Below are 24,395 nucleotides of genomic sequence, written 5' to 3'. Positions count from 1 at the left end.
AAGTTACGTAAAAATCTCACTTCTGGAGAAATAGAATTGACACTCAAAACGATAACCGATAGAATAAACATACCTTTACTATTCACATCATTTACATACACAGCATTGTGGATCATTGGAATAATTTCATTGATACTAACTCAACTTGTACCAAGTTTATTCATTTCCTATACAACAGCAAATTACATCATCCTCTCTCTTCTATATTCTATCCATGATCCTTCCGATGTTAGGAATCCTGCTATATATGGATAAAATAAGACCGATCTCTAAGAGATGGTATCTGGCAATTCCACTCTTAATCTCGATATTCTTATTAACGTATGTTCGAGATCATCTTTACATGGCAGCTATATACGATATCTCATTCATGTCTGCCAATGGTAGCTTACCCTTCTTAGAGACACAAATTGGACAAGGCCTTGTATCAATAATATTCTCAATATCTTCCATATTGCTCATTCTCTCAATGCCGGATAACAGAAGAAAAGTAATGAGAATACCTTTTGCCCTCTCTATAGTTATGACTGCATCGATATCCATTTACTTCATAGTAACCCAGGTTATAAGGGCATACTATTCCCATGTTCAGATATTCGGAATTTTGCACATCATCTGCATTCTATTATTTGGTCTTTTTCTTAGTTGGTTTGCTGTTTTTGAAGAGTATTTGGAATAATGAAATTTCTCATGTTCAAGAATATTGGATTCAATGTAAATTGAAGCATTATTATCAGTTTGATGATAGGCCACATTTATTTTATACAAAAAACCACACATATTAAAAACCATTTACAATCAATAAAATAGTTTGCAGAATACTAACAAGAGGAAACAATGACAACCAAACCCACTATCCTTTTAGCCTTCTTAATCATTGCAGCACTGCTGGGAGTATCTGCCTAGCTCATTCAAGTCTACTACTTCGACACCCAACATGGAATGGCTCAGATAGATTATGCAATCAATGTTTCTGATGACAGAGAACTGGTTAGGGCTGCCACTGATGTATTTATTGGTAAAGTAATCGAACAGACTGGCACGTCAACAGAACCATATCTGCAAACTCATTTCAGTGTTGATGTCATAGAAACGATAAAAGGAAATGCTACCGGGAACGTCATCGTAAACCAGTTCGGTGGCTATGAACATGTGCTCATCTGGAAGTATCTGACCCTTGCGGATGGAGATGAATTACTCCGGCCGGGGGAGAACTATCTTTTTGTTACTAAAGGAGATGATGAAAGTGGCTATACTTTTGCTCCTACATATGGTAACCTTTTGATCGAAGATCAGGAAGACTATCAGCAGAAGAAATTGAGGTTCCAGAAAGCATTTGCAGAAGAGATTTCTTTTGAGTTTCCATAACTATTCCTGAGTTCTTCAAAAGACCCAAAAGCTATTAATAACTCAAATCTTTTTATTTTAGCTAAATAAATTTTGGAAACCATGCACAATAATAAAAAAATAATCATCCAGGTAGCAAGTATAGTCTTCATAATTAGCTTGGTTTTTGGCTTACTTACTGTCTACCAATCACAATCATACGATGAATCAAATAATGAGATTAAATTCTCTGAAATATCAAATGATCCATTCAAACAAGTTCCGGCAGCATTAGTTGATTATAATTCTTCAAAGGACTATATTGATGATGTTCTTACTTCAGTTGACCTTGGCAAAAAAGAACAAAATATCATAGGATTGATTGAAGATAAAGAAAATAATATAATCCTGGTAGAATCAGATGGAAATATAATTGAAATTATTTCTGATAATGAAAAGAATATTATTGCAACAAGAAATCAGGAATTAAAAGTAATCCAAACAAAGGAATTCACTAATAAAAGTGGTGCTCTCAATGAAAAAACCACAATTCAATTGTGTGAACTGGAATTACATTTAACAGAATCAAATGGCTCTTACAGTGTCAATGCCATTAAAATAATACATGAAAATTGGGAAGACAGTTTTCTCCATTTGAGCCATCAAAGTAAATATGTTCATCTAAGTGGCATATACTTGATTGACATTGATGACAATGTCATTGCATCAGGAAAAACCAATGCATTGGAGAATAGTCCTATTTTGTCAACACAATCCTCCAGAACCCACATTCAAAATCAAAAAGTAGTTGCTGTTTTATCAAACTCTGCTACCTGGAAAAGTAAAGGATTTGGAATTACTTCTAAATCAACTCGCGAAACGCAGGTAAGTTTTGATAGATTACTAAATATTGAAATCTGGGTTGCAGGAGATTCCTGGATTGGTTTCTGAGACCATCAGAATTTTGAATTTTAAATTATATTTCGCTTTAAGGAACTATAATTATCTTATTTATTTGAATTTAGTCGTCCTTCCTTGAGTTTAAGAAAAAATGCATGTTTTTGATGAATCAGAAGAGATTAGTTGGAAATTGTTCCTGAACAAATTTTTAAAACATAGTTCAGGTGAAAAGATACTTCCAGAATATAAAAGAGCCACTTTTAAGAAGCTCCTGCTTTGCAAACTCGTGAGATAGAATTATCCTGAAAGATCTTTTCAAGATCAAATAACGTCATTTATATTAAGACTCTATGGCCCTATTATCCAATTAATAATCATATATTAAAATATTTAGTTATGTTTTAGTTGGATAATAAGGCCATAATTACTATATATATTACTTCACTATTTTTTCCTGCAAACATAAAAAAGGTGAGATAAATGATTAAAAAATAGGATTGATATTGATAATAATGATGCTGTTTGTAGGTTGTGCGATGGCAGGCGAGAATAATGCGAAAGATAAGGATAGATACAAAGTTACCCCTATAAAACTCTCTGATGATGATCAATCATCTGGTGATATTGTCATGAGACTTTTTTCAGGGACCATCACACAAGGTGATACCGATTGGTATTCAAAATATGTTGGTTCTTACACTACAACACTTGATACACACCTTGTTTGGGGAGACTCCTCAGATTCTCTTAGTTTGACAATATACACACCAGATGAAATTACACTAGGACCATATTACGACAGTTTTGATGGTTCAACCAATGGTAGGATTGATCTGCGTATTGAGGATTCCCATGGTGTTGAAACAGGTACATGGGATTATCGTGTATACGGATATAGTGTATCAGGTACTGAAACATATACAATTGGAACATGAAATACAAATTGATCTTAAGGGCAGGATTTGTCCTGCTCATCCTTTTAGGATCAATAACATTAGCTTCTGCTAAAGAAAATGATAGATATCTTGTCACCCCAGCCATTGGGCCAGTTGGGGATGGTAAAGTACTTGATGATAGTGGTCCGGATAAAGCCATCACTTTTTGGGATTTGCCACTATGGATACAATTGTCCGTAATAGGCGGAGCAACCCTATCTACTTTTGTATTTTTAAAATACCTTCCTCTTTTCCTTGGAAAAATATTCACAAAAGGTACTAACCCTAGATTGGAGGAAATCGTCTCTTATATAATTGAGAATCCAGGTTGTCTGGAATCCGAAATTGCTGAAGATTTGAGCTTAAAGAGAAGCACTCTGAGATATTATATTGCAAGACTGGAATCTGCTAAACGTATACATACTATCAAAAGAGGCAGGATAAAATGTATCTTCCATGCTACCTACCCAAAAACTGAAGATCAAAAGCTTCTTGATATGCATAAGAGAAATGAGACACGCAAAAAGATGATTGATATTATAACAAAAAAGCCAGGTATTACCGGGCAGGAGCTATCTTCTGATCTCAATATTGATAAAAGCACTGTACACTGGCACATCAAAGAGCTCCATGAAGACAAATTTATCAACTTCGAGAAAGATGGGAGATTTAAAAGATACTACCCACAGTCTGTTTTGTTATCGGATGACAACAGCAGTAATATGATAAAAATGGAGGAGAATCAGATTTTCTCCTCTCTTCAAAGCTACGAGATCAAATCTAAATAGTTACCAGTCCAAACCCGTAAACAGGGTCCTTTCCTGAACTCCCGAGGTCAATCGCGTTAGAGCAAAGCAATGCTCTTATTTCCTTTGAACTCAAGGATGGATTCTCACTTTTAATCAATGCAGCAATTCCACTTACAAACGGTGTTGCCATTGATGTCCCTGATTCTGTAGCATAGGCATCATTGAGGAATGTTGAATAGATACTTACTCCCGGTGCAGCTAGCTCTACTTCATCTCCGTCAGAACTCCACATTGGTGCAGTTCCAGTACTGTCTATGGCTGAAACCGCTATTACGGAATCAAACTTTGCAGGATACTCAACATTGTTTGAAGTAGTATCACCATCTCCGCTGTTACCAGCTGCAGCAACTAAAAGAACATCAGAACTATATGCATAATCACAAGCTTCTTCAAGTGCCTGTGAATATTGAGTAGTTCCAATACTCATAGAAATGATGTCCATATTGTTATCAACAGCCCATTCTATGCCTTCTATCACATCAGATATCTGTCCATTGCCGCTTTCATCCAAGACTTTTACAGCATATAGTTCAGAATCATATGCCACACCAACGACACCAATAGAATTATTGCAGGCACCTATTATACCGGCAACATGTGTACCATGCCCATTGTCATCATCCCATTTCTTACTGCTTTTGTCTCCTACTAAACTTACTCCACCTGCTACATTCAGATCAGGATGTTTCTTGCTTATTCCAGTATCTACTACTGCAATCTTGATTCCTGTTCCTGTACAATTGTTCCAGGCATCTGGAGCGTTGACCTCAGAAACACCCCAATCAATGATCTGTGAGGATTGAGTTTCTTTCTTTTCAATACTGATAGAGACATCATCTTCTATATAGCGAATTTTCTTTTCACTGAACAAATCTTCTATACTGGATTCCGACATATTTGCTGAAAAAGCATTTATTTGTTGATGAATAGTGTAATTTGAAATATTGTATTTTTCAAGAATAGCAGTGTCTATATTCCCAGTGTATCCTACAATCACTGGTTTAGCATCTACTGCTAATGGTAATGACAACAATACCATTGCGATTAGAAATATTGTTTTGATATTCATGTTTTCTCCTGTGGTAGGATTTCTACAATATTCACCTACCTGATTGAACATAAAAAATCTTTATATGAGTTATATTAAGAATTTATGGCCTTATCATCCAACTTAAAAGTAATAGTTTTCATTGTGTAACGTTTCAGTTTGATGATATGGCCATGAAATATTTATGCAAAAGACAATAATTTCTTTTAGAGCATCATAAAGATGTTATGGAGTTCAGTTTGACTTAGCAACAGTGGTTGAACTCCATGCCTGAGGCAGAGTTGAATTTGTAGTTTACACTATATAAGGATAGCTTTGCTTTCAGAGAAAATTACATAATAGAGGACGATAAATGAAAACCAAAGAAATAAAAATTACAACGTTGACTCTGATTGCAATGTTTGTAGTAACCATGGCGTTTGTACCGGCTGCTATGGGCCAGAAAAATGACTTCAGTCTGGAAAAAGAATATGGTGAACTTTTCCTGAAGAATATGGGCCAGCCAGGAAAATTAGTTAAACCAATTCCATTAAATAACCTAAACGGCGATTTGGAAGCAGTAGCATTTTCCATAAAAAAGGGTGGCTACATAATTATTAATACAAATGACCTTTCAATTCCTGAATTTTCATTCGAGAAAGATTCACCATTTAGTGACAAAACCAAGACATATGTCTATAATGGTCCTCTTGCCTACATGGAAGAAAACCAAGGAGAAATATCCCAGATAGGAATAGAAAAAAACACAAAGGAAACAACCACTCCAGAATATATTTATGCTGCTAAAAGCATCGATAAAAATAAAAAACTGTCAGATCTAAAAGCCTCAGAAAGTACAATAAGCATACAGAATTATGGTGGAGAATTGGATCATTCATTAAAAACATGGGTAGCTACAAGTACTTATGATTGTGGCCCCACAGCAGCTGCTATAACTCTGGACTATCTCGATGGATACCACAATAGTGCTTTCATTCCGTCACAATACGAATCCCAAAGTGCTTTGTTTCCTTATTTAACTCCCAGCTACATTCCAACAGGTGCAATTTTGCCGCAAATGGAACAAGGTCTCTTTGATATTTTATTTGATCATGGTCTCACTAGCAGTTACGACGCAGATAGCAAAAACTATGTTGATAAAAACAAGGTAATATCTCTTGTTAACTCTGACAAGCCTTCGATTGTTGGTTTAAACAATCATCCTACATATGATGATCACTGGGCAGTAGTACATGGATACTATGTCCAAACTACTCCATGGGTAACTCCACATTATTATGTCTTACTCAATGATGGATGGGGAAATAATGATGTTTATACTCTGATAGACAGTTGCTTTGAGGAAATGGTATACATTGAATAATTCAAAATTTAGAGAGATAGTAAAAACTATCTCTCTAATTATTTTATTTAAAATCATGATTATATAATGGATTTAGAACAAAGTGATTAACTTTAGATGATACTTATGAGAAAAATAAGATATTTTTTAATTTTAGCTATTTTTATAATTGGGCTAGTCGGTTTCATACAGTATGAATCTGGAAAAGATATAATCGAAGAAAGGCCAAAGACCCTACTTATTAATGCTAATGGCAATCTGGAGATGACAAATGGTAGTTATTCCGATATAACCAAATTGTCCATCCGAAATGGATACAACGGCAATTTAATTGAAATAACTAATGAAGATGAAATAAGTGATTTGATAAAACACCTTTCCAGATTTTCATATACAGAAAATTCTTCCCTAGAAGGGCGTAGAGGATGGAGTCATTCAATAAAATTCTACGATGAAAGTCAACTGATATCAACATTTGTTATTAGTAATCATTATCATATTAAAGTTGATGGTGCTCATTACACTCCTGATGAACCAGGAATTGAAAACTACGTACCTGATAGATATCCCGAGTTGGTTTATTAATATAACTGGAAAATTAATCATAAGCAAGCTATATTTTGTCTATTTGGCATCTCTAAAAATGCAATGTAAAGGCATAGTATTTTCAAACAGAAAGAATTCAACATCATAGGTTATTGAATAGTTTTTTGCCAGGGTGATAGCTCTTATTCTATTTTTCATTTGAATCCTGAAAGCTAGTTGTGGCTTTTCAAGGGCGTCTAATTAGGACTTCAGTATAAAAGCTTATGCTTTTTTATGGAGGAGAGTAGCTATAAATAGCATAATCTTCACGTCTCATAGACAAAAAATCTAAGATGTATGGAGGAATCATTTTGAGGATTCAATTGAAAGTTATCCTAACAGAGAAAGCCCCCTCAATTTGCCAATTCCTGTACTTTCTCTGCGTAAAAGATATTCTAAAGCACGTGAAACATGCTTATTATTCCAACAGCATTGGCATTACAAATATGAACATTTCTTCTATGGTAAAACTCTTTATTGTGATGTGCGTCAGGCAGTTATCTTATAATAAAACTATAGCTTCACTAACAGTTGAAGAGGCTTTGCTTCTTCGTATTGTTAATAAGAACGATGATATTTCAATGCTAACTGGAGCAACACTTCACCATTTTGTGAAATACAGGTTAAGAGAAAAAGGATTTAGAATGGATAAAAAGATGAGGCAATTTGATTATTTCAAGAATATAAAAATATAAAAGGGAAATTTTTCCCTTAAGCTCTCTAACAATATCTATCCTCTAATCCATCTGGCAATGAGAAACTCATATCACTGATTGAATGGAGAATGTCATCATTATCTGGTCCATCATCTTGACTTAGGCTATCGTTCGCACCATGTACAACAAATATCTGTGTTATATCCCATCCCAAAACATCGGTATAACGTCTTGGTGTCGAAAAAAGATTACCTTTTGAATCTGCATGAATCCATGTTGATCCATCCCACAATTCATTAAATTGGTGTGCAGTGTTTAGATTATTAACCGTAAAAAATATACCAATTCTCCTTGTAGGAATTCCTAATGCTCGGAGGTATGATTCGTATAGAACTGCATATTCATCACATATTCCATTAAAACCATTTTCGATGATCCATATGTCAGCTCCAGTATAAAGAGGAGAAAGTATACTTTCATTATAATTCATATCGTTATGTACTTGAGTTAATACTGCACTTGCTGTTTGGTATGGAGTACTAGTACCGTCACCGGCGCTTGCAGCTCTTCTTGCAATTTCATATTGATCATGATGATTTAGATCATCTAGTTCTAAACTTACTCCATCATCAGGGTCTTCTAGTTCGCCGGGCTCATTGCTATACATTTCAACCATAGGAACACTAATTGTAGGTGCGCTGGTCAAATAAAAATACTCACCACTCTGAACATATGCCCGAATTGAAATTGGCTTTTCTCCTACTGTGGGGAATGTATTTTTATCAACATAAAATGGTATAGTTACAGTACCATCTTGTCCTGATACCAAATTTTCATAAAACAGGACGTATCCTTGATTTTCATCAAGTGAGACAATTGATATTGCACCTTTTGCAGTAGTTGTTCCATAGTTGTGAATGGTAATTGTCTGCAAAGCTATTTCATTTTGAACCCAGCTCCAGTCACAGTTAACATTTGTTATTATTACATTAGGAACCGTGGCAGTTGTACTAATTGTTCCTTTGTCAGATGAACTTTGATTCAAATCATAACTTATTGTTGAAGACATTTTCATTACATTTCCTTCGTCGAATGATTCGATATCCAAAGTCATTGGATATTTTTCTAAATACATAGTTTCAATCATGTTTGAAGAGATGTCAGAGTAAGGTACAATTATTTTTTCCAACTCATTTTTTGAGTAATTCTTAAACTCGTCCATTTCCAATATTTTGTCAATGTACTTCTCTTTAACTAGTGCATGATTATCTCCATTAGACTTTTCAAGTTGCGATATTTTAATTGAATTTTTATTCGTTGAGTTATGAGAGATATTGCTTGAATCCAATAGTTTGGCTGAGCTTGTCCAGTCTATGTTCTCATAGTTCTCCCAAACAAAGGAACTGATATTTTTTCCTAAAGGACTGCTTTCTTCGATAGTATTGGACGCATATTCTGAGTTTGCAGATGCAAAACCAGAAATAGAGACTAACATCGATACTGCTATGAATACTATAAACAGTTTTCTTAAATCCATTTTATTTTTTCTCCTCTTTTCATGCTTCAGAGACTAGGTTGCATAAACATGAAAAATAGCATAATCTACACTTCCATATCTCTGTATATTCTATGGTCTAAGCTGGAATGGAAATATTTGATTACTTCATATTTCCACACTAATTAAAAAATTGAGATGGTTTAATTAAAATTTTATGGCCTAATCATCCAACTTAAACGCAATAATGTCTATCTATTAATATAAACCAAAGAGAAATTATTGATGAAAATGGTATAAACAAAAAATAGCTAAAATAGCTCTTCAGAATCCTTTTTTTGATTATTTAATAAAAGATTCTGCCAGAAAACTAGAATCTTTTTTGGAGTCATGACTGACTTTATAGAAGGAGTTACTTTGAACAAAAGAGGATGAAGTCAAGAAGTTGACCCAAAAGACATGATTAGACAACTGCTAAAGTGATAATTCTTATTCGGTCAAATTGCTGGTATTTTCTATCGAACAAATTGAGGTTATATTTCCATGCGTATAATTATCAGAAACATTTTGTAATTCCAGTAATTCAGCTGAGCTTACCCAATCCACGTTTTGATAGTTTTCCCATATAAAAGAGCTTACATTTTTTCCTAAAGGACCACTAGTTTCCTTTTTGTTAATATCCTGATTCAAAGGTGATAATTCAGGCCAAATAAAATAAGATGATAGCAATAGCAAAAACAATGTAAGTATCGCATATTTACTTTTATACGCCATGAATAGTCCCCGGTATTAAAACTTATTCTATATCTTCAATGAATTTTTTGTATATGGTTTGTACAAGGAATACAGAAAGGATTCCTACAACAACTAAAGTTGTGAACAATGTTGGCAACAGATGTTTATTCCTTTCCATCTTTTTTTATTTTTCAAAGAGTATCAACAAAAATATTATATTTATGGATTTAACCATTGTGGTCAAAACCTCCAACAGAACAGTGATGTGATATTGTTAGGCTTTAGACATTGTTTGGGATTTGAGGAGAAGCACAACTAAGACAAGTACAAAATATCTTAGAAGAAGAACGATTACAATATGACTAAAATACAAAAAATATGAAAAATGAAAGGGCCTTTTAGCAAAGGTCTTTCAGGTGGAACTGGTACTTACCGAGTTTGCCGCCGTAGTTTCCTGCGGTGATCTTTGATACACCAGGAACTGCGATAGCTGCTTCGATACCTGCCTTCATTGCCTTCTGGATTGCATCCTCGTCGACACCGTTGATGACAAGCTCGTAAACTGCCTTTACTCCTTCTGGAATTTCGGTACCTTCGACCTTGTCCCTGATGGATGGGCAGAACTTCTCGTTTGCAGTTGCCTTCATGAACTTGTAGTTGTTAAAACCAGCCTTGGAACCACTTGCAACAATTCCGCCTGGGAATGGAGTGATTGTACCTTCAAGGTCCTTGATAGCATCTACTGCAACCTCTGCTGCTGTAAGTGCTGTCATCTGGCTGTCACCGAAGATAAAGAAGTTACCGCCTGCAATACCTGCTACAGCACCAATGTTCTCTTCTACGAGGAAGTCACCTTCCATAATTGGGATGCTGTACATCTTGCGGCCTGCTACCTCAGTTTCGGATTCCATACCGTCACCGAAGAACTTGAGTTTGAAACCTACATTGAACTGCTTCTCAGCTTCTGGCATACCGTTGAAAACAGCTGTTGTTGGTGCTGTAAGTACACACTGGCCAAGGCGCTCAAGTAACTGGTGTTCAAGTGATTCGTATCCGAAGGTGCAGATCTGGATGTATACACCAGGTCTTCCGTCAGGAGTCTCATCAGGACCAACGAACTTTTCAATACCTGCTTCTGCAGGGCACATAATAACAGAGGTACCGAATCCTGTTGCTTCAAGTGCAGCTATCTCTGCCCAGCGTTTTGTTGCTGCGGTGATAAGTACTCTTGAGATCTTGATCGGGAACGCTTCTGCAAAAGTATCTTCGATTTCTACTCCATTGATTTCCATAATAATCCCTTGTTTTAAGTTGAATTAAGTAGCCAACATTCACATGTTGCACTAACTATAGCAGTAATACAAGACAATTACAATACATATACTCTTCGAAAAGAAGACTATCTTCCGCCTGACTTGCGGTATGTCTTATCAAAAAGGGCAAACATCTCCCTGTCAATTTCCTGATACTTGCCGATCTCAAAAATAGCTTCACTAACAATAACTGAAATAGATTCGATGTTTGAAAGGTTTGCAAGGCTTTTTGACGAACTGGCAGTAGATTCAACCATCTGCTCCTTAATAGATATCTCGCATACCTCAACAATAGCATTGACAGCAAGTGAGACGTTGTCTCCCTGATTATCTGATGCCGCAACAGTACAGAAATGTTCCATCACAGGAATTATCCTTGAGACCTTTTCATCTGAATGTTTCCTCGCGGCAACAACTCCTATGTCTTTCAGTGCAGCAGTAACGTCAGGAAGAGATTCCTCTCCGAATATCTGCCCGACCTCTTCAAGTGCTTCTATCACTTTATCGAGGCAGTCATGCCTTTCTCTTCCAGGAGATTCCTGCACAGCTTTAATTCCGATATCCCTCAGTGAATAGATAATAAGTTTCTTCAGATGTTTCTGGTCTTTATTATCGACTGTCCTTGCAAGTTCAAGCAGGACTTCCCGGATGTTGCTAAGGGTTGCAGTATCCTTGTTAACTGCTGCATCAAGTGCTATCTTCTTAAGCAGGACAACTGACTTTTCAGTACTGTCGAGCATGTCTTTTTTAGCAGCTGCAACTCCGATATCACCGGTAGCGATTGCAAGTTTGTGAAGAGGACTTGAGATGCTCTTTTTACTGAAAATGTCAACTATATCCTTAATGTTCTTTGAGTGTTTGATGAGTGTGAGTTTATCTACCGGAGGAAAGTATTCTATTTCCCTATGCAGTTCGAAGAAACCAGTCATATTGTCAAGGGTTTGTAGACTAAAGCTTTCCATACCGGATTCTGCCGATTCTTTTCCAATGGAACCGAAAGCATCGATAACTTCCATCAATACGAACCTGTTCTTTTCTTCTCTTGCAAGGATGGCAAGCTGGTACAGGTGTATATTGATATACTTTATAATGAGGTTCTTTTTTCCACCGGAACTGAGAACTTTTAAGCACAAATTTGGGATTGTCCTTACTCCCACGCTTGCAGTGAAATCATCATTATTCCTGACGGCTCCTCGTATTCTATCGATCACAGGCTGGAGCGGGTCGATATTTTCCTTCCCTGCTTCCAGTTTTCTGTAACTTTCATTCATATCATATATCTGCAGGTCTTTGGTCAGTTCCTCAAAGGTCTTTTTCACAGCTTCAGTTCTGAGGTAATCAGCTAGGAGGAAAGCTAACACAGAGAAAATGAGTGAATATACAAACAGCATTATCATTCCCATGGGTTTGAAAGTTCCGAGGAAATGCATAATGGATGCTGCCAGGGTAAATGTTCCGATGGTGTAGGAGAACATATCTGTAAGTGCGTCTCTCTTGCCTGCAAGCCAGAGGCAGGCTGCCCAAAAAATCCCAAAACAGATAGCAAGAAGAACATTAATTCCAAAAATATCCATCTGCTGACTTACAAGTATAATGGAAATATATCCAAACTGAATAACCACTGCACCGATAGCAAGATCAGCTCCAACATCCCTGAGATTGATTTTCAGGTAATTTTTGATCAGGATGTCTGCAATAAGGAAGAGTGATATTACTCCACTTATAAGAGCTGTATCAACAATATCAGGTATGAGGATCTCCATGGCTTTTATATTGTTGATTTGTATTTATATATATATTTATTGAAATAAACGGTCTGAGATTCATTCCTGATTATTTTATTATCTCGAACATTAAAAAAAGCATGTTTTAGCATAATTTCTTTATATTTAATCTTAATTTATTAGTTATATTAGGAAGAAGCATGGTCAAATTCGATGATGAGATCGTATTTCTTCCATCCGGGGAACAAATAAATGAGATTACAAACATGGAAAATAATTGCCATTTTTTTGCTTGCAATTCAGCTTTTTATATCTTTGCAACTCAGTGAATGGGAAATACATGCCAAATCAGGATTCGGTGAACTTACATTTCATATTGGATTATTTATGGGTCTTTTACTTGGTGTGTCGGTTACAAAAATAGCTGACAAATATACAAAAAGTTGAATGAACAATGCAGAAAAGATTTTCTCTGCATAGAAAAATAAGTAAATCGGAATATTGAAATTAATCAGACTTGCCGTCTTTGTCAATGGATAGCATTCTGGCATTTATGGCAACTATGATCGTACTCATTGACATAAGCACTGCTCCTGCTGCCGGTGAAAGCAATATTCCTTGCTGGTACAGCACTCCTGCAGCGAGCGGTATTGCCAGTGCATTGTAACCCGTTGCCCAGAAGAGGTTCTGCACCATTTTGCTGTACGTTGCCTTTGAAAGTTCCATGATAGCCAGCACATCAAGCGGATTACTTTTTACAAGTACTATGTCCGCTGTTTCCACTGCAACATCAGTACCGGCTCCGATTGCTATACCCACATCAGCCTGTGCAAGGGCAGGTGCGTCATTGATTCCATCTCCCACCATCGCAACGATGAGTCCCCTTTCCTGAACCTCCTTTATTCTGGAAGCCTTCTCATCTGGCAGAACTCCTGCAAAGTAATCATCAAGACCGATCTGGCCTGCAACTCTTTCAGCCACCTGCTTCTGGTCACCTGTGAGCATAAAACATTTGATACCCATTTCTTTTAGCTTGCCGACAGCTTCTTTCGATTCAGGTCTGACAACGTCTTCAAGTGCAATAGCTCCCACTGCCTTCTCATCAATCAGAACAAAAACCGTGGTTTTCCCCTGACTGCTTATTTCTTTCAGTTTCTCTCCAGGATAACTGATTCCGTCAACTTCCAGATATGCAGGACTTACGACCTTCACATCTTTTCCATTAACGGTTCCCTGTGCACCTTTTCCTGAAATGGCACTGAAATTCTCAACCTTATATCCAGGTTCAGCAGAATTCAGTATCCCCTTTGCTATCGGATGCTCGGAATCAGATTCAATGGATGCTGCATAACTGAGTATTTCTTCTTCCTGCATGTTCTCATCAAAGACAACAACGTCACTGACTCCGAATTCTCCCTTTGTGAGAGTTCCTGTCTTGTCAAAAACAATTGCATCAATATTCCTTGCTCTCTCAAATGGTCCCCTGTTCCTGATAAGCAGTCCGTTGCGTGCACCTATGGCAGAGGAGACGGCAACTACAAGCGGGATTGCAAGTCCCAGAGCATGAGGGCAGGTAATCACCATAACAGTCACCGCTCTCTCCATTGAGAAAGCCAGATCGGTATTTGCCAGCCAGAGCCATGCAAAGAAAGTGAGAGTACCGGCTGTCAGTGCAATTATTGTAAGCCACAATGCCGCTCTGTCGGCAAGGTTCTGGGTTTTTGATTTACTCTGTTGTGCCTGAGAAACAAGATCAAGCATTTGTGACAGGAAAGAATTCTTTCCAGTTTTGCGAACCTCAACTGTAAGAGAACCTTCTCCATTAATGGCACCGGCAATAACTTCGTCCCCTTTTTCCTTTGGAACCGGATTTGATTCGCCTGTAAGCATTGCCTCATTCACAGAACTTTGCCCGTCTACAACAACACCATCAACAGGAATCTTCTCCCCGGGTTTGACAAGGACTTTATCTTCGATTTTAAGTTTATCAATTGGAACATCATCTGTTCTTCCGTCAGCTTTGATCAGGTGAGCATCCGATGGCATGAGCTTTACCAGCTCCTGCAAGGCCATGGAAGCTCCCATGACAGATTTCATTTCCATCCAGTGACCGAGGAGCATGATGTCTATCAGGGTTGCCAGTTCCCAGAAAAATAGCTTTCCCTGAAGTCCGAAAACAACAAGACTGCTGTATCCGTAGGCTACGGTGATGGCAACCGCAATAAGTGTCATCATGCCGGGATTTTTTGCAGAGAGTTCGTCCTTTATTCCTTTGAGGAAAGGCCAGCCGCCATAGAAAAAAACCACAGTTGAGAAAACAAACAGCAGGTATGTGTCACCGGTAAAGGAAGGAATGACAATTCCAAAAGTCGAACCAAGGAAATCCTGTATGATAGGAGACAGGAGAAGTATTGGTATCGTCAGAACAATTGATATCCAGAACCTTTTCCTGAAATCCTGGACCATCATTGCATGATGGTTGGAATGATCTCCATGACCCTGATGAGATTCGTGTTTTCCATGTTCTGAATGTTCACCATGTTCATTATGGGAAACATGATCTTCATGCTTCTCTCCTGATTTCTCTGTCATTTCATGGTGCATCTCATGTTTTGCGTGATTGTCCTCATGCTCGTTTTCATGTTGATGCATTCCATTTTCTTCTTTTGTGGCAGAATCATCATGGTTCATATGTTCCATTCTTTCACCGGTAACTTCTTTTTTAGATTCCAAGTTTCTTACGGTTGTTCTCAATATGTTCAAGCATGAGTTCCACTGCTTTTACGGCATCAGTTTCCACATTCATTACTCCGCCTGTAACGTCTTTACAGTCCTCGGTGAGAAGTTTCACAAGATTTGGTGCTCCTGTAACGGTTGGAACAGGATTCACATGTGTATAAAGTCCGAATGCCAGTGCAAATACCGCGTCTATCGTTGCTTTCTGTTCCATATACTCAGGAGCCGTTGCAACAACTGGCAGATCAGGCACAGGCACATCGCCAAGAGCTGCAGATACAGCAGCTATCAGATCAGCGATCCTGCCTGTATCGGTACAGGTTCCGTAGCTGAGTACCGGAGGAATTCCCAGTGCTTCACAGATAGCTTTTAGTCCGGGTCCTGCAAGTTCTTTTGCTTCGGGACTACAGAGTCCTCCAACCTGCATGGCTGCATTCCCACATCCCATGGAAAGCACAAGCACATCCCTTTTGATAAGTTCCTTCGCAACGGCAATACTGTGACTGTCCTGACCCGTGTCTCTCAGGGTTGTACAGGAAACAAGTCCAGCTACTCCACGCAGGGTTCCGTCTTTGATGGCATCCAGGAGCGGGTCAAGTTTTCCTCCCAGTGCATCCAGTATGCTTTCTGTGGAAAAGCCTACCACAGCTTCACTCATCGGCAGATCTGTAACAGGCTTTACACTGGCCTTCCGTTCCTTGAAATTATCAATACCCATCTGAAGCAGTTTTGCCGCCTGTTCACTTGCTTTTTCAGGAATGTAGTCTAAACGGTCGCTGACACCTTCAAATGAAACAAGATCGCTCACAGGAATGAGCTTGAATTTGTATTTTTCAGCATACATCGGGTCTATTGGCATTGAACAGTTCATGTCCGCAACAAAAACATCCACACAACCACTTGCAAGCACAGCCTCCTGCATGATCCAGTTTCCGGTAAATCCGTAGAAAGCGTCATCCATCTCCCACCGCTGTATCATTTCCTGGCCTGTCTCAATGTTGGCAATAATTCTGAGACCTTTTGCTCCAATCTGCTTTGCCTTATCCTGCCACTGCGGTTTTCTTGCAAGCTGCACCATGGCAAATCCCAGAAATGGCTCGTGTCCGTTCGGAAGAATATTCACGTAATCAGGATCAAGAACTCCGAGATCTACTCTCATGTTGTGAGGTCTGGGCAATCCGAATATGATGTCCTGGCAGTATTCATTGACTATCTGGCTCTGGTATGCCATTGCCACACCAAGTTTCATGGCCTTCAGTGCAAGACTGACGTAATTTCCATCTACATTGGTCAGGGATGAGCTTGTTGACCTCAGGATCTCTGTCTGGATTCCTCCGGGAAAGATACCGATCTTCTTCCATAACTCCTGTCTTTCCTTTGGAGCCAGTAATTCCACAATTTTACTTGACTGTCCGTATTCCCTTGTAAAATCCTCTTCTACAAAATCACAGAGTTTCAGGGCAACATCTCCTATGTTTCCACTGGAATCTATTCCGAGTCTTCCGGCAAAGTTTCTCAGTTTTTCCTCTTCGGTGATCTTAAAAGGAGTTTCACCTTTTGCGGTGGCCCTAAGTGTCTTGATGGTCTGGTTTGTATGGTACTGATAGGTCGAAGCACCCATGACGTTGCGTAAAAGCATCATTCTCATGGCCATTCCGTCGGCAGTTATTCCACAAACTCCCCTTTTGTCCTTCAGTGCATCTCCACGGCACGGCCCATTGGAACAAAGATCGCAACGCATTCCTCCTTGACAAAACGTACATCTTCTGTCCGGGCTGCTACCCATTCCCTGGGCTTCGTAGCGGTCCCAGACATTGGTCATACCGTCTTCTTTTATCCTTTTATATACTGTACGCACTGACTCATGATACGATATTCTGTCATCTTCCACATTAATTCCCCATATGTTTGAAGTCGGGCTTTTATGTGCCCATTATATATGGAGATAGTACAACATAAAAACTCTTTGGAAGGTATCTTCCCAAAATTTCTGAAATTCTATATTATCATAGTTCTTTCGATAAAATAATCTCTCTCAAGTTATTATATAAGAATATATATAATATATCAGATACTTTTGCTGCTTAAGGAACAATATACTTTTTAGGTTCCTGTTGAGGGATTTTATTATGAAGAAAACGTATTATTTGCCAGGATGCATTTTTGTATGTATCATACTGCTATCCTGCTTAGTATCGGCTGTCTCTGCAGAAGATGTGTATGCAGCGCAGGAAAAACAGATGCTTGATCTTATCAACGCTGAAAGGATAAGTTACGGTCTTGAACCCTTAAGTCTCAATCCTGTTCTTACTCAGGTTGCCAGAGACCATAGTAAAGAGATGATAGAAAAGGATTATTTTTCCCATGATTCCTATGATGGTACTCTTTTCTGGGAAAGAATGAAGGATGCGGGCTATCCAATCTATCGTGTTGCCGAGAATATCGCCATGAATTATCCTCCTGATGTTGTGAAAGCTCACGAGAACCTCATGAACTCTCCGGGTCACAGGGCTAATATCCTGAATCCCGATTACAATGAGATAGGTATTGGCATATGGGTCGGAGAATACACTTCATATCCGAACACTGCCATGTACACAGAGGACTTCGGCTGGAATGCGGACGCACAAACTGCATTTTCCATTACTTCATCCAGCCCGGCGTCATACAGCATAAGCTCAGATGGCAGTGACCAGCTTTTCAGCATACAGGCAAACGATTTATGTGATGTCAGCTGGTCGGTGGACGGCACTGTTGTCAAGACCGATGAAGATGTGACCGTTTCTTCTTACAACATGCAATCACCTTCGGAAGCCACTCACGATATTGAGGCAACCGCCGTGAGTTCCGGAGGAACCGATTCCGTTGCATGGGAACTGGAAGTAATGCCTTCTGAATCCATGAAGGGAGATTTTGACGGAGATAAAGATGTTGACTTCGATGATTTCGTGGAATTTGCCGAAGTCTATAATTCAACATCAGATAATGTAAAATACAATCCAGTATTCGATTTTGACAATGACAAAGATGTCGATTTCGATGATTTCGTGGAATTTGCAGCAGTGTACAATAAGTGAATTTAAAGACCCGGACCACCAATTATAAGCAAAACAATAGGACAGATGAAGTGAGGACGTGTTGTGATCGCATTCTCGCTATTATCAACAGATAATTTGGATACCGTCTCAAAACCAGTTTATCATCCTACTTTTTGTTTCAGTGTAACAATATATTGTTACTGTTGAAAAGTAATCCCGACTCTTTTTCTTTTTTATTTGAAACCAACAATAATTAATAATACAACAATACAAAAATAACACACTGGTGAAATCATGTTAAAAATAACTCCCTATATGGGGCCACTTGTGATCATCGTTTCAATAGCAGGATTATGGTTTCCACTGCTTGGCTATTTCATGTTGCTTGTTTTTGGTGCTATCTTTCTGATCGCACCGTTCAGAGGCCGCTGGTTCTGCGGAAACCTTTGTCCGAGGGGAAGTTTCATGGATTTCTGGGTGGGTAAAGTCTCAGAAAAAAGAAAGATACCTAAGTTTCTCAAAAGCTACTGGATAAGAGTTCCTCTTTTCATGCTAATGATTGTTTTTATGGGTTACAGGCTCATGAACACTCATGGACTCATCAACCAGATTGGAATGGTGCTTGTGATAATGTGTCTGGTAACGTCTTCCATTGCAGTTGTATTGGGAGTTACGATAGCTCCAAGGACATGGTGCACTTTCTGTCCTATGGGGACACTCCAAAGCATAGTAGGTGTGAATAAGTATCCGCTAAAAATGGATATCGAAAAATGTATCAAATGCCACAAATGTGAAAAGATCTGTCCGATGCACCTGAATATCGTGGATATGACACATAATCCTGATTGTATCAAATGCGGAAGATGTATTGATATCTGTCCAAAGGATGCGCTGAGTTTTGGGAAATCTGTAAAAGATGCGTGATTTCTACTCTCTACTTTTCTTTTTTTCCTTTAATTCAATTTTCCCGGCAAATACAAAAGTAATGAACACCCTTGAAAAGTAAATATGGACACCCTGAACTTTGACGGCTCATGCGACCCGAATCCCGGCGGAATAATGGGATTTGGATGGATAATCAACTGGAGCACTGGAAAAAAACCAACAGAAGGGAGCAAGGAAAAGAAACCTTCACCATCCAATACCAATAACGTTGCCGAGTACACAGCCCTGAAGGAAGGTATTTCCAATTACCTGAAACTTGGTGGGAAGGGTCCTCTTCACGTTCGTGGTGACAGCAAACTTGTTATCAGCCAGATGTCAGGGAAATGGAAAGTCAATAACGAAAATCTTGCAAAGATCAAAGAGGAAACTGCTTCCATAATTAAAAAACATAATCTGAAGGTTAAATTCACATGGGTTCCCAGAGAGCAGAACAGTATTGCTGACAGGCTTGCACTGCCTAAATCCAGAAGAAACAAAGTGTCAAAAACAGAATCAAAAACATCAAAGGAAAGTTCTGTAAAACCTGAGAACAGAAAGTTCGTTGCAGATGTGAACTCTTCTTCTGTTTCTTCAAAACTGAGACTTCAGATCAATGAGCTTAACACTTCTCCATCTCCGGGTTTCAAATCGTTTGCCCAGCTTAAGGTTGGAGGATTTGACTCATTTTCAAGAAAGAAACTTGAGACTTTGCAGAAAGAAGCAGGTTCAAAAGCTTCGTCCATTGCCAAAAAAGAATTCCCCAAAAATTCAAGCCAGCAAGCCTCAGCACTCAGATGGATGCTGAGAGGACTTTCGACCGATCTTGCGATAAAAAAGGTCAAAGTTGATATTGAACTCAGTAAAAAGAGAAAAAAGTAGTAAGAATCAATTTATCGGGGTTTCAGAGTGTTATCATCTGAAAATCAGATGCATGGAGCTTTTCTGATCGTGAACCAGAAGACACTTCCACGGCCAATTGGATTATTTTCAACTCCAATTTCTCCACCGTGAAGTTCAACTATTCTTTTTGCAATTGCAAGACCAAGACCGCTTCCCTTTATGCTTCCCTTCTCAGCACGTCTGAAGCGCTCGAATATCATTTCCTTGTCATTATTATTGATCCCCGGTCCGGTGTCAGTGACCTGTATTTTCCATTTGTCCATTGAATCAGAAATGGATATTGCTATTCTTCCGTTTGGAGGAGTGAATTTTATAGCATTTGAAAGCAGATTGAGGAACACTTCTTCCATTATTGGGTTCATAAATGAGGGATAAGGTCCGGTTGCTTTCATATCGAAATGAATATCCTTTTTATTCATTTCAGAACCGAGGTTCCTGACAACTTTTTCGAGAATGGGCAAAAAGTCATACTCTTCAAATTTTATATCGTCTATAGATTCCAGTTTAATGAACTTTGAAGCTGACTCTATCATATAGATCATTCTTTCATTGTTCTTGTGTATCTTGTCAAGCAGGTTTTGTTTGCTGTCCTCATCCTCGACAATTATCAGCTCTTCAGTAAAGCCGCGTATTATATTTGCAGGATTAAGAAGGTCGTGTGTCAGTATGTCTGTGAAAAGCACTTTCAAATGGTTTGCATCTTCAAGACGCTTTGCATATTTTTTGAGATTCTCTTCAGCTTCTTTCCTGCTGATAGCTTCTGCAAGCACATTGGCCACAGATTGCATGAAGTGCATATCGTCCTTAGTGAACACCCTTCTCTGCGTAGTGTGTACGTTCATGACACCGTAAGGGTCTTCTCTGCTTCCGATAGTAACATCCATACCGCTAACAATACCATTCTTTTGCAATAATGAAAATCCGCTGAATTTGTCCTGTGAATTGTTATCCTGAATAAGTGAGTCTTCTTCGCAGTCAGAATACAATGTATAGCAGACAATGTCATTTTTGCTGCTTTGACTCTCATTTTTGGTGTTGTTCTCTTCTTCCCAGCCAACACCGGCAACCATGACAGCGTTATGGTCTTCTTTTTTCATGATTCGGCAATATTCGACATTAAGAGTGTCTGTCACAAGTCTGACAGATTCATGCATAAGCTTGCCAAGATCTGCTCCTGCGAGTCCTTCCTGTCCCAGTTTTGCAACAGCAGCCTGTTGTTTTTCTCTCATTTTCAGGATGTTTTCAATGGATTTGCATTCACTGATGTCTTTTGCATGCCGTACTACCATTGACACATTGCCATTATCATCAAAAAGAGGTGAAAGCTCTATGAGTTTTGCTTTGTTGTCAATAGGGTCTGTTATTTCGAAGCTGCAGCATTTGCCGGTGGCAAAAACTTCAAGCATACGGCATGATTCACAGGGTTTTGTCTGCTTCATTAGACAATTGTAACATAATGGATGACCCATTTTTTCATTAGCAGCTATAGAATCACAATTCTTCCAGTTACTTGTTACAATCCGCATATCCCGGTCTATTACGACTATAAGGTCCTGTACCGATGACAGGGTTTTTTTCAATAGACTGAGCTGATTATTGTTCAGCTCATCGTTTTTCGTGTCACAGATCGAAATGTGAATCCCCCGGATACTTCAATTATTGCGATTCAGGTGCATGTAGCTTGTTATCCAAACATTATATCATTAATATAATGTTATAATACTGAATCAAGATGAAAACTGTCTAGAATTCTGCTATTTATATGTATCCGGGGTCTGCATATATGATGATGAGGATGAGTGTGATATATAGAATCTTCATCAGTATACTTCTCAAAAAATATCAATAAAATCTATGTGCAGAGAGCGAACAATATTATAAGCACATAATATATCCAATCTCATATATTTACTTCAGGTAAATATCTGATATTTACCTTCTAATCTCGTTCCGCAATGCTTGCAAAACATGGCATCACTATCGTTTTTATCATTACCGCAATTAATGCAGACATTCTTAGGTCTTCTCTTTTCCCTTTCTTCAATTGAAGCAAAACTGATCTCAGCAGTCACGATACCTGTTGGAACAGCAATTATACTGTAACCAATGATCATAACAACCGAAGAAAGTGCAATTCCAAGTGGTGTTTTTGGTACAATATCACCATAACCCACTGTTGTAAGAGTCACGATAGCCCAGTGAATGCTCATAGGTATGCTGGTAAAACCATTCTCTTCCCCTTCTATAAGATACATCAGCGAACCCAGGATAACAACAAGTGTCAGAACTGTGAAAAGGAAAACAGTAATTTTCCTGCCGCTTGCTTTTAATGCGCTTATCAGCAGTTCAGCCTCGTTCAGATACTGCACAAGTTTGAGGATACGGAATATTCTCAGAACTCTTAGTATCCTGATAACCAGCAGGAACTGGCTTCCCGGCAGGAAAAGACTCAGGTATGTAGGCATGATGGCCAGCAGGTCAATTATCCCTAAAAGGCTGGTTGCATATCTGGTCTTACTTTTGACACAAAGCAGCCTCAGAGTATATTCAATTGTAAAAAGTATGGTGAAGAACCATTCTATATTATAGAGCAGGTCACCGTGCGCAAGTCTGAATGACTTCACGCTGTCAAGCATGACAGCCAGTACGCTCAGAAGGATGCTTACTATAAGAACGATATCGAAATTCTTTCCGGCAGGAGTATCAGCCTCAAATATTATCTCATAAAGATGGCTTCTCCAGTTATTTCCATCCGGTTTGTTATCTGAATATTTTTGCTCATATGCAGCCATTGTAATCCTCAGAAATCAAAAAGGCTCTTTTGTCCTGTACTTTCCTGAAGGTTGCCAACCCTGACACCAACACGCCTGAAGTTGATTGTACTTTCGTCAAGGAACTGTTTCATGAGTTCCACGGCATTCTCAGCCAGTATCTCCCTGTCGCTTACGGCATGATTGAAAGTCCTGCTTTTTGTTGAGGTTTTGAAATTTGAAAATATAACGGTTACTGTAACAGAGCGGAACGATACTTTCCTTTTTTTGACCTTGCTAACAACATCGTCCATAAGCTCATCAAGCAACGAGAATATCATATTCTCATTCCGGCTGTCATTTTTCAGTGATGCCATCCTGCCTATCTGGTCGCTTGCAGTCCTCTCCTTCACAGGACTGTCATCCTGACCTGATGCAGCTTGTTTTAGCCACATACCTTTATTCTTTCCAAAAACAGAAATGAGTTCCATAACATTAAAAGCTGCCAGTTCTTTAACGGTTGTTATTCCCATTTCGATCAGTTTATCCTCAGTTACCTTGCCAATTCCCCATAATTTCTTCACAGGCATCGGTTTTAGAAAATCCTCAGTTTCTTCCGGTCTTATCACAGTTATCCCATCGGGTTTGCGGAAAGATGATGCCATCTTAGCAATAAGTTTGTTTGGACCGATGCCAACTGAGCAGGTTATTCTCTCCTGTGACTTCACTTCTTCCTTTATCCTGAGACCGATTTCTTTTGCAATATCATAATCACCGTTGCAGGATTCGGTTATCTCAAGAAATGCCTCATCAATACTTATTTTCTCAAAGGATTCCTCACTATCTGCATTTGATCTAAGGATTTCCATAACATTTGCAGAAACCTCTTCATAGAACGCTTTGCGAACCGGGAGAAAAACAGCATCAGGCTTTTTGGATTTTGCAAGTTTACATGGCATAGCAGAACGAATTCCGGCATCTCTTGCAATGTAATTAGAAGTACTGACAGCTCCGCCTGATTCACCACGGTTGGAATACATGCAGACAACTACAGCTTTTCCTTTAAGCATCGGTTCTTCCCTTTCTTCTATTGCAGCATAGAAATAGTCCATGTCCACATGAATTATCACACGTTCCATCACTAAGTAAGAAGGTTTGGGTTCTTTTTATGGTTAACTG

At 38.6% G+C, this 24,395-nt stretch carries 22 protein-coding genes; 12 read left to right on the top strand and 10 right to left on the bottom strand.

Going from position 1 to position 24,395, the window contains the following annotated elements; genetic code table 11:
* Positions 1-343 precede the first annotated feature (343 nt).
* The 5 genes from BLP52_RS14460 to BLP52_RS11985 all read left to right on the top strand — a co-directional run bounded on the left by BLP52_RS14460 (position 344) and on the right by BLP52_RS11985 (position 3,949).
* On the top strand, positions 344-679 hold the full coding sequence (locus BLP52_RS14460; protein ID WP_154717870.1) for a hypothetical protein: 336 nt from the start codon (positions 344-346) through the stop codon (positions 677-679).
* A 263-nt stretch (positions 680-942) separates the two neighbouring features.
* Complete coding sequence (locus tag BLP52_RS12000; protein ID WP_091710725.1) at positions 943-1,368, top strand: hypothetical protein; 426 nt, start codon at positions 943-945, stop codon at positions 1,366-1,368.
* 81 nt (positions 1,369-1,449) lie between these two features.
* Positions 1,450-2,277 (top strand): hypothetical protein, encoded by an 828-nt coding sequence (locus BLP52_RS11995; RefSeq protein WP_091710724.1) that lies wholly within the window; start codon positions 1,450-1,452, stop codon positions 2,275-2,277.
* A 461-nt stretch (positions 2,278-2,738) separates the two neighbouring features.
* Positions 2,739-3,161: a hypothetical protein gene (locus BLP52_RS11990; protein ID WP_091710723.1), complete on the top strand. Its 423-nt coding sequence runs from the start codon at positions 2,739-2,741 to the stop codon at positions 3,159-3,161.
* Complete coding sequence (locus tag BLP52_RS11985; protein ID WP_091710722.1) at positions 3,158-3,949, top strand: winged helix-turn-helix transcriptional regulator; 792 nt, start codon at positions 3,158-3,160, stop codon at positions 3,947-3,949. Before BLP52_RS11990 ends, BLP52_RS11985 begins: the two co-directional genes overlap by 4 nt.
* Here BLP52_RS11985 and BLP52_RS11980 read toward each other — a convergent pair.
* Entirely contained in the window at positions 3,942-5,039 is a 1,098-nt protein-coding gene (locus tag BLP52_RS11980; protein WP_162272984.1) for a S8 family peptidase, read from the bottom strand. The genes BLP52_RS11985 and BLP52_RS11980 overlap by 8 nt on opposite strands.
* A gap of 331 nt (positions 5,040-5,370) precedes the next feature.
* Here BLP52_RS11980 and BLP52_RS11975 point away from each other — a divergent pair, with 331 nt between their 5' ends.
* The 3 genes from BLP52_RS11975 to BLP52_RS11965 all read left to right on the top strand — a co-directional run bounded on the left by BLP52_RS11975 (position 5,371) and on the right by BLP52_RS11965 (position 7,640).
* Positions 5,371-6,381, top strand: a complete 1,011-nt coding sequence (locus tag BLP52_RS11975; protein WP_091710720.1) for a hypothetical protein — start codon at positions 5,371-5,373, stop codon at positions 6,379-6,381.
* A gap of 105 nt (positions 6,382-6,486) precedes the next feature.
* Positions 6,487-6,945 (top strand): hypothetical protein, encoded by a 459-nt coding sequence (locus BLP52_RS11970; protein WP_154717869.1) that lies wholly within the window; start codon positions 6,487-6,489, stop codon positions 6,943-6,945.
* 311 nt (positions 6,946-7,256) lie between these two features.
* Positions 7,257-7,640, top strand: a complete 384-nt coding sequence (locus BLP52_RS11965; RefSeq protein WP_091710718.1) for a hypothetical protein — start codon at positions 7,257-7,259, stop codon at positions 7,638-7,640.
* Between the two features lie 25 nt (positions 7,641-7,665).
* Here the strand turns inward: BLP52_RS11965 and BLP52_RS11960 are convergent, their stop codons facing one another.
* From BLP52_RS11960 to BLP52_RS11945, 4 genes are all read right to left on the bottom strand, one after another.
* Positions 7,666-9,138 (bottom strand): transglutaminase-like domain-containing protein, encoded by a 1,473-nt coding sequence (locus BLP52_RS11960; RefSeq protein ID WP_091710717.1) that lies wholly within the window; start codon positions 9,136-9,138, stop codon positions 7,666-7,668.
* 447 nt (positions 9,139-9,585) lie between these two features.
* Positions 9,586-9,870: a hypothetical protein gene (locus BLP52_RS11955; RefSeq protein WP_091710716.1), complete on the bottom strand. Its 285-nt coding sequence runs from the start codon at positions 9,868-9,870 to the stop codon at positions 9,586-9,588.
* 359 nt (positions 9,871-10,229) lie between these two features.
* Positions 10,230-11,123, bottom strand: a complete 894-nt coding sequence (fhcD, locus tag BLP52_RS11950; RefSeq protein ID WP_091710715.1) for a formylmethanofuran--tetrahydromethanopterin N-formyltransferase — start codon at positions 11,121-11,123, stop codon at positions 10,230-10,232.
* A 107-nt stretch (positions 11,124-11,230) separates the two neighbouring features.
* The gene (locus BLP52_RS11945) at positions 11,231-12,907 is read right to left on the bottom strand and encodes a hypothetical protein (protein ID WP_091710714.1); all 1,677 of its coding nucleotides are present in this window, start codon (positions 12,905-12,907) and stop codon (positions 11,231-11,233) included.
* 213 nt (positions 12,908-13,120) lie between these two features.
* Between BLP52_RS11945 and BLP52_RS11940 the strand changes: the two genes are divergently transcribed.
* Positions 13,121-13,315 carry a hypothetical protein gene (locus tag BLP52_RS11940; protein ID WP_091710713.1) on the top strand — a complete coding sequence of 65 codons (195 nt, stop codon included), beginning with the start codon at positions 13,121-13,123 and terminating at the stop codon, positions 13,313-13,315.
* A gap of 60 nt (positions 13,316-13,375) precedes the next feature.
* Here the strand turns inward: BLP52_RS11940 and BLP52_RS11935 are convergent, their stop codons facing one another.
* Both BLP52_RS11935 and cooS read right to left on the bottom strand, forming a co-directional pair.
* Positions 13,376-15,472 carry a heavy metal translocating P-type ATPase gene (locus tag BLP52_RS11935; protein ID WP_394328637.1) on the bottom strand — a complete coding sequence of 699 codons (2,097 nt, stop codon included), beginning with the start codon at positions 15,470-15,472 and terminating at the stop codon, positions 13,376-13,378.
* 118 nt (positions 15,473-15,590) lie between these two features.
* Positions 15,591-17,495 carry an anaerobic carbon-monoxide dehydrogenase catalytic subunit gene (cooS, locus tag BLP52_RS11930; RefSeq protein WP_091710712.1) on the bottom strand — a complete coding sequence of 635 codons (1,905 nt, stop codon included), beginning with the start codon at positions 17,493-17,495 and terminating at the stop codon, positions 15,591-15,593.
* Between the two features lie 238 nt (positions 17,496-17,733).
* Here cooS and BLP52_RS11925 point away from each other — a divergent pair, with 238 nt between their 5' ends.
* The 3 genes from BLP52_RS11925 to BLP52_RS11915 all read left to right on the top strand — a co-directional run bounded on the left by BLP52_RS11925 (position 17,734) and on the right by BLP52_RS11915 (position 20,445).
* Positions 17,734-18,681 carry a CAP domain-containing protein gene (locus tag BLP52_RS11925; RefSeq protein ID WP_091710711.1) on the top strand — a complete coding sequence of 316 codons (948 nt, stop codon included), beginning with the start codon at positions 17,734-17,736 and terminating at the stop codon, positions 18,679-18,681.
* Between the two features lie 255 nt (positions 18,682-18,936).
* Positions 18,937-19,566 (top strand): 4Fe-4S binding protein, encoded by a 630-nt coding sequence (locus BLP52_RS11920; RefSeq protein ID WP_202905787.1) that lies wholly within the window; start codon positions 18,937-18,939, stop codon positions 19,564-19,566.
* Between the two features lie 84 nt (positions 19,567-19,650).
* The gene (locus tag BLP52_RS11915) at positions 19,651-20,445 is read left to right on the top strand and encodes a ribonuclease HI family protein (RefSeq protein WP_091710710.1); all 795 of its coding nucleotides are present in this window, start codon (positions 19,651-19,653) and stop codon (positions 20,443-20,445) included.
* Positions 20,446-20,489: 44 nt separating this feature from the next.
* Here BLP52_RS11915 and BLP52_RS11910 read toward each other — a convergent pair whose 3' ends face one another.
* From BLP52_RS11910 to dinB, 3 genes are all read right to left on the bottom strand, one after another.
* A complete protein-coding gene (locus tag BLP52_RS11910; protein ID WP_154717868.1) occupies positions 20,490-22,046 on the bottom strand; it encodes a GAF domain-containing sensor histidine kinase in 1,557 nt (518 codons plus the stop codon).
* Positions 22,047-22,379: 333 nt separating this feature from the next.
* Positions 22,380-23,258: an ion transporter gene (locus BLP52_RS11905; protein WP_091710708.1), complete on the bottom strand. Its 879-nt coding sequence runs from the start codon at positions 23,256-23,258 to the stop codon at positions 22,380-22,382.
* Between the two features lie 8 nt (positions 23,259-23,266).
* The gene (gene dinB / locus BLP52_RS11900) at positions 23,267-24,355 is read right to left on the bottom strand and encodes a DNA polymerase IV (protein WP_091710707.1); all 1,089 of its coding nucleotides are present in this window, start codon (positions 24,353-24,355) and stop codon (positions 23,267-23,269) included.
* Between the last annotated feature and the right edge of the window lie 40 nt (positions 24,356-24,395).

The organism is Methanolobus vulcani (assembly GCF_900100715.1).
GTDB classification, from domain to species: Archaea; Halobacteriota; Methanosarcinia; order Methanosarcinales; family Methanosarcinaceae; genus Methanolobus; species Methanolobus vulcani.
Note: the sequence above shows the minus strand (reverse complement) of the source record. Positions and strands in the feature narration are given on the sequence as shown.

What these genes read in the sequence shown, in the direction of transcription:
- BLP52_RS14460 (WP_154717870.1), top strand. Translation starts at nt 344, where the DNA reads ATGGCAGCTATATACGATATCTCATTCATGTCTGCCAATGGTAGCTTA.
- BLP52_RS12000 (WP_091710725.1), top strand. Translation starts at nt 943, where the DNA reads ATGGCTCAGATAGATTATGCAATCAATGTTTCTGATGACAGAGAACTG.
- BLP52_RS11995 (WP_091710724.1), top strand. Translation starts at nt 1,450, where the DNA reads ATGCACAATAATAAAAAAATAATCATCCAGGTAGCAAGTATAGTCTTC.
- BLP52_RS11990 (WP_091710723.1), top strand. Translation starts at nt 2,739, where the DNA reads ATGATGCTGTTTGTAGGTTGTGCGATGGCAGGCGAGAATAATGCGAAA.
- BLP52_RS11985 (WP_091710722.1), top strand. Translation starts at nt 3,158, where the DNA reads ATGAAATACAAATTGATCTTAAGGGCAGGATTTGTCCTGCTCATCCTT.
- BLP52_RS11980 (WP_162272984.1), bottom strand. Translation starts at nt 5,039, where the DNA reads ATGAATATCAAAACAATATTTCTAATCGCAATGGTATTGTTGTCATTA.
- BLP52_RS11975 (WP_091710720.1), top strand. Translation starts at nt 5,371, where the DNA reads ATGAAAACCAAAGAAATAAAAATTACAACGTTGACTCTGATTGCAATG.
- BLP52_RS11970 (WP_154717869.1), top strand. Translation starts at nt 6,487, where the DNA reads ATGAGAAAAATAAGATATTTTTTAATTTTAGCTATTTTTATAATTGGG.
- BLP52_RS11960 (WP_091710717.1), bottom strand. Translation starts at nt 9,138, where the DNA reads ATGGATTTAAGAAAACTGTTTATAGTATTCATAGCAGTATCGATGTTA.
- BLP52_RS11955 (WP_091710716.1), bottom strand. Translation starts at nt 9,870, where the DNA reads ATGGCGTATAAAAGTAAATATGCGATACTTACATTGTTTTTGCTATTG.
- fhcD (WP_091710715.1), bottom strand. Translation starts at nt 11,123, where the DNA reads ATGGAAATCAATGGAGTAGAAATCGAAGATACTTTTGCAGAAGCGTTC.
- BLP52_RS11945 (WP_091710714.1), bottom strand. Translation starts at nt 12,907, where the DNA reads ATGGAGATCCTCATACCTGATATTGTTGATACAGCTCTTATAAGTGGA.
- BLP52_RS11940 (WP_091710713.1), top strand. Translation starts at nt 13,121, where the DNA reads ATGAGATTACAAACATGGAAAATAATTGCCATTTTTTTGCTTGCAATT.
- BLP52_RS11935 (WP_394328637.1), bottom strand. Translation starts at nt 15,472, where the DNA reads ATGCACCATGAAATGACAGAGAAATCAGGAGAGAAGCATGAAGATCAT.
- BLP52_RS11925 (WP_091710711.1), top strand. Translation starts at nt 17,734, where the DNA reads ATGAAGAAAACGTATTATTTGCCAGGATGCATTTTTGTATGTATCATA.
- BLP52_RS11920 (WP_202905787.1), top strand. Translation starts at nt 18,937, where the DNA reads ATGTTAAAAATAACTCCCTATATGGGGCCACTTGTGATCATCGTTTCA.
- BLP52_RS11915 (WP_091710710.1), top strand. Translation starts at nt 19,651, where the DNA reads ATGGACACCCTGAACTTTGACGGCTCATGCGACCCGAATCCCGGCGGA.
- BLP52_RS11905 (WP_091710708.1), bottom strand. Translation starts at nt 23,258, where the DNA reads ATGGCTGCATATGAGCAAAAATATTCAGATAACAAACCGGATGGAAAT.
- dinB (WP_091710707.1), bottom strand. Translation starts at nt 24,355, where the DNA reads ATGGAACGTGTGATAATTCATGTGGACATGGACTATTTCTATGCTGCA.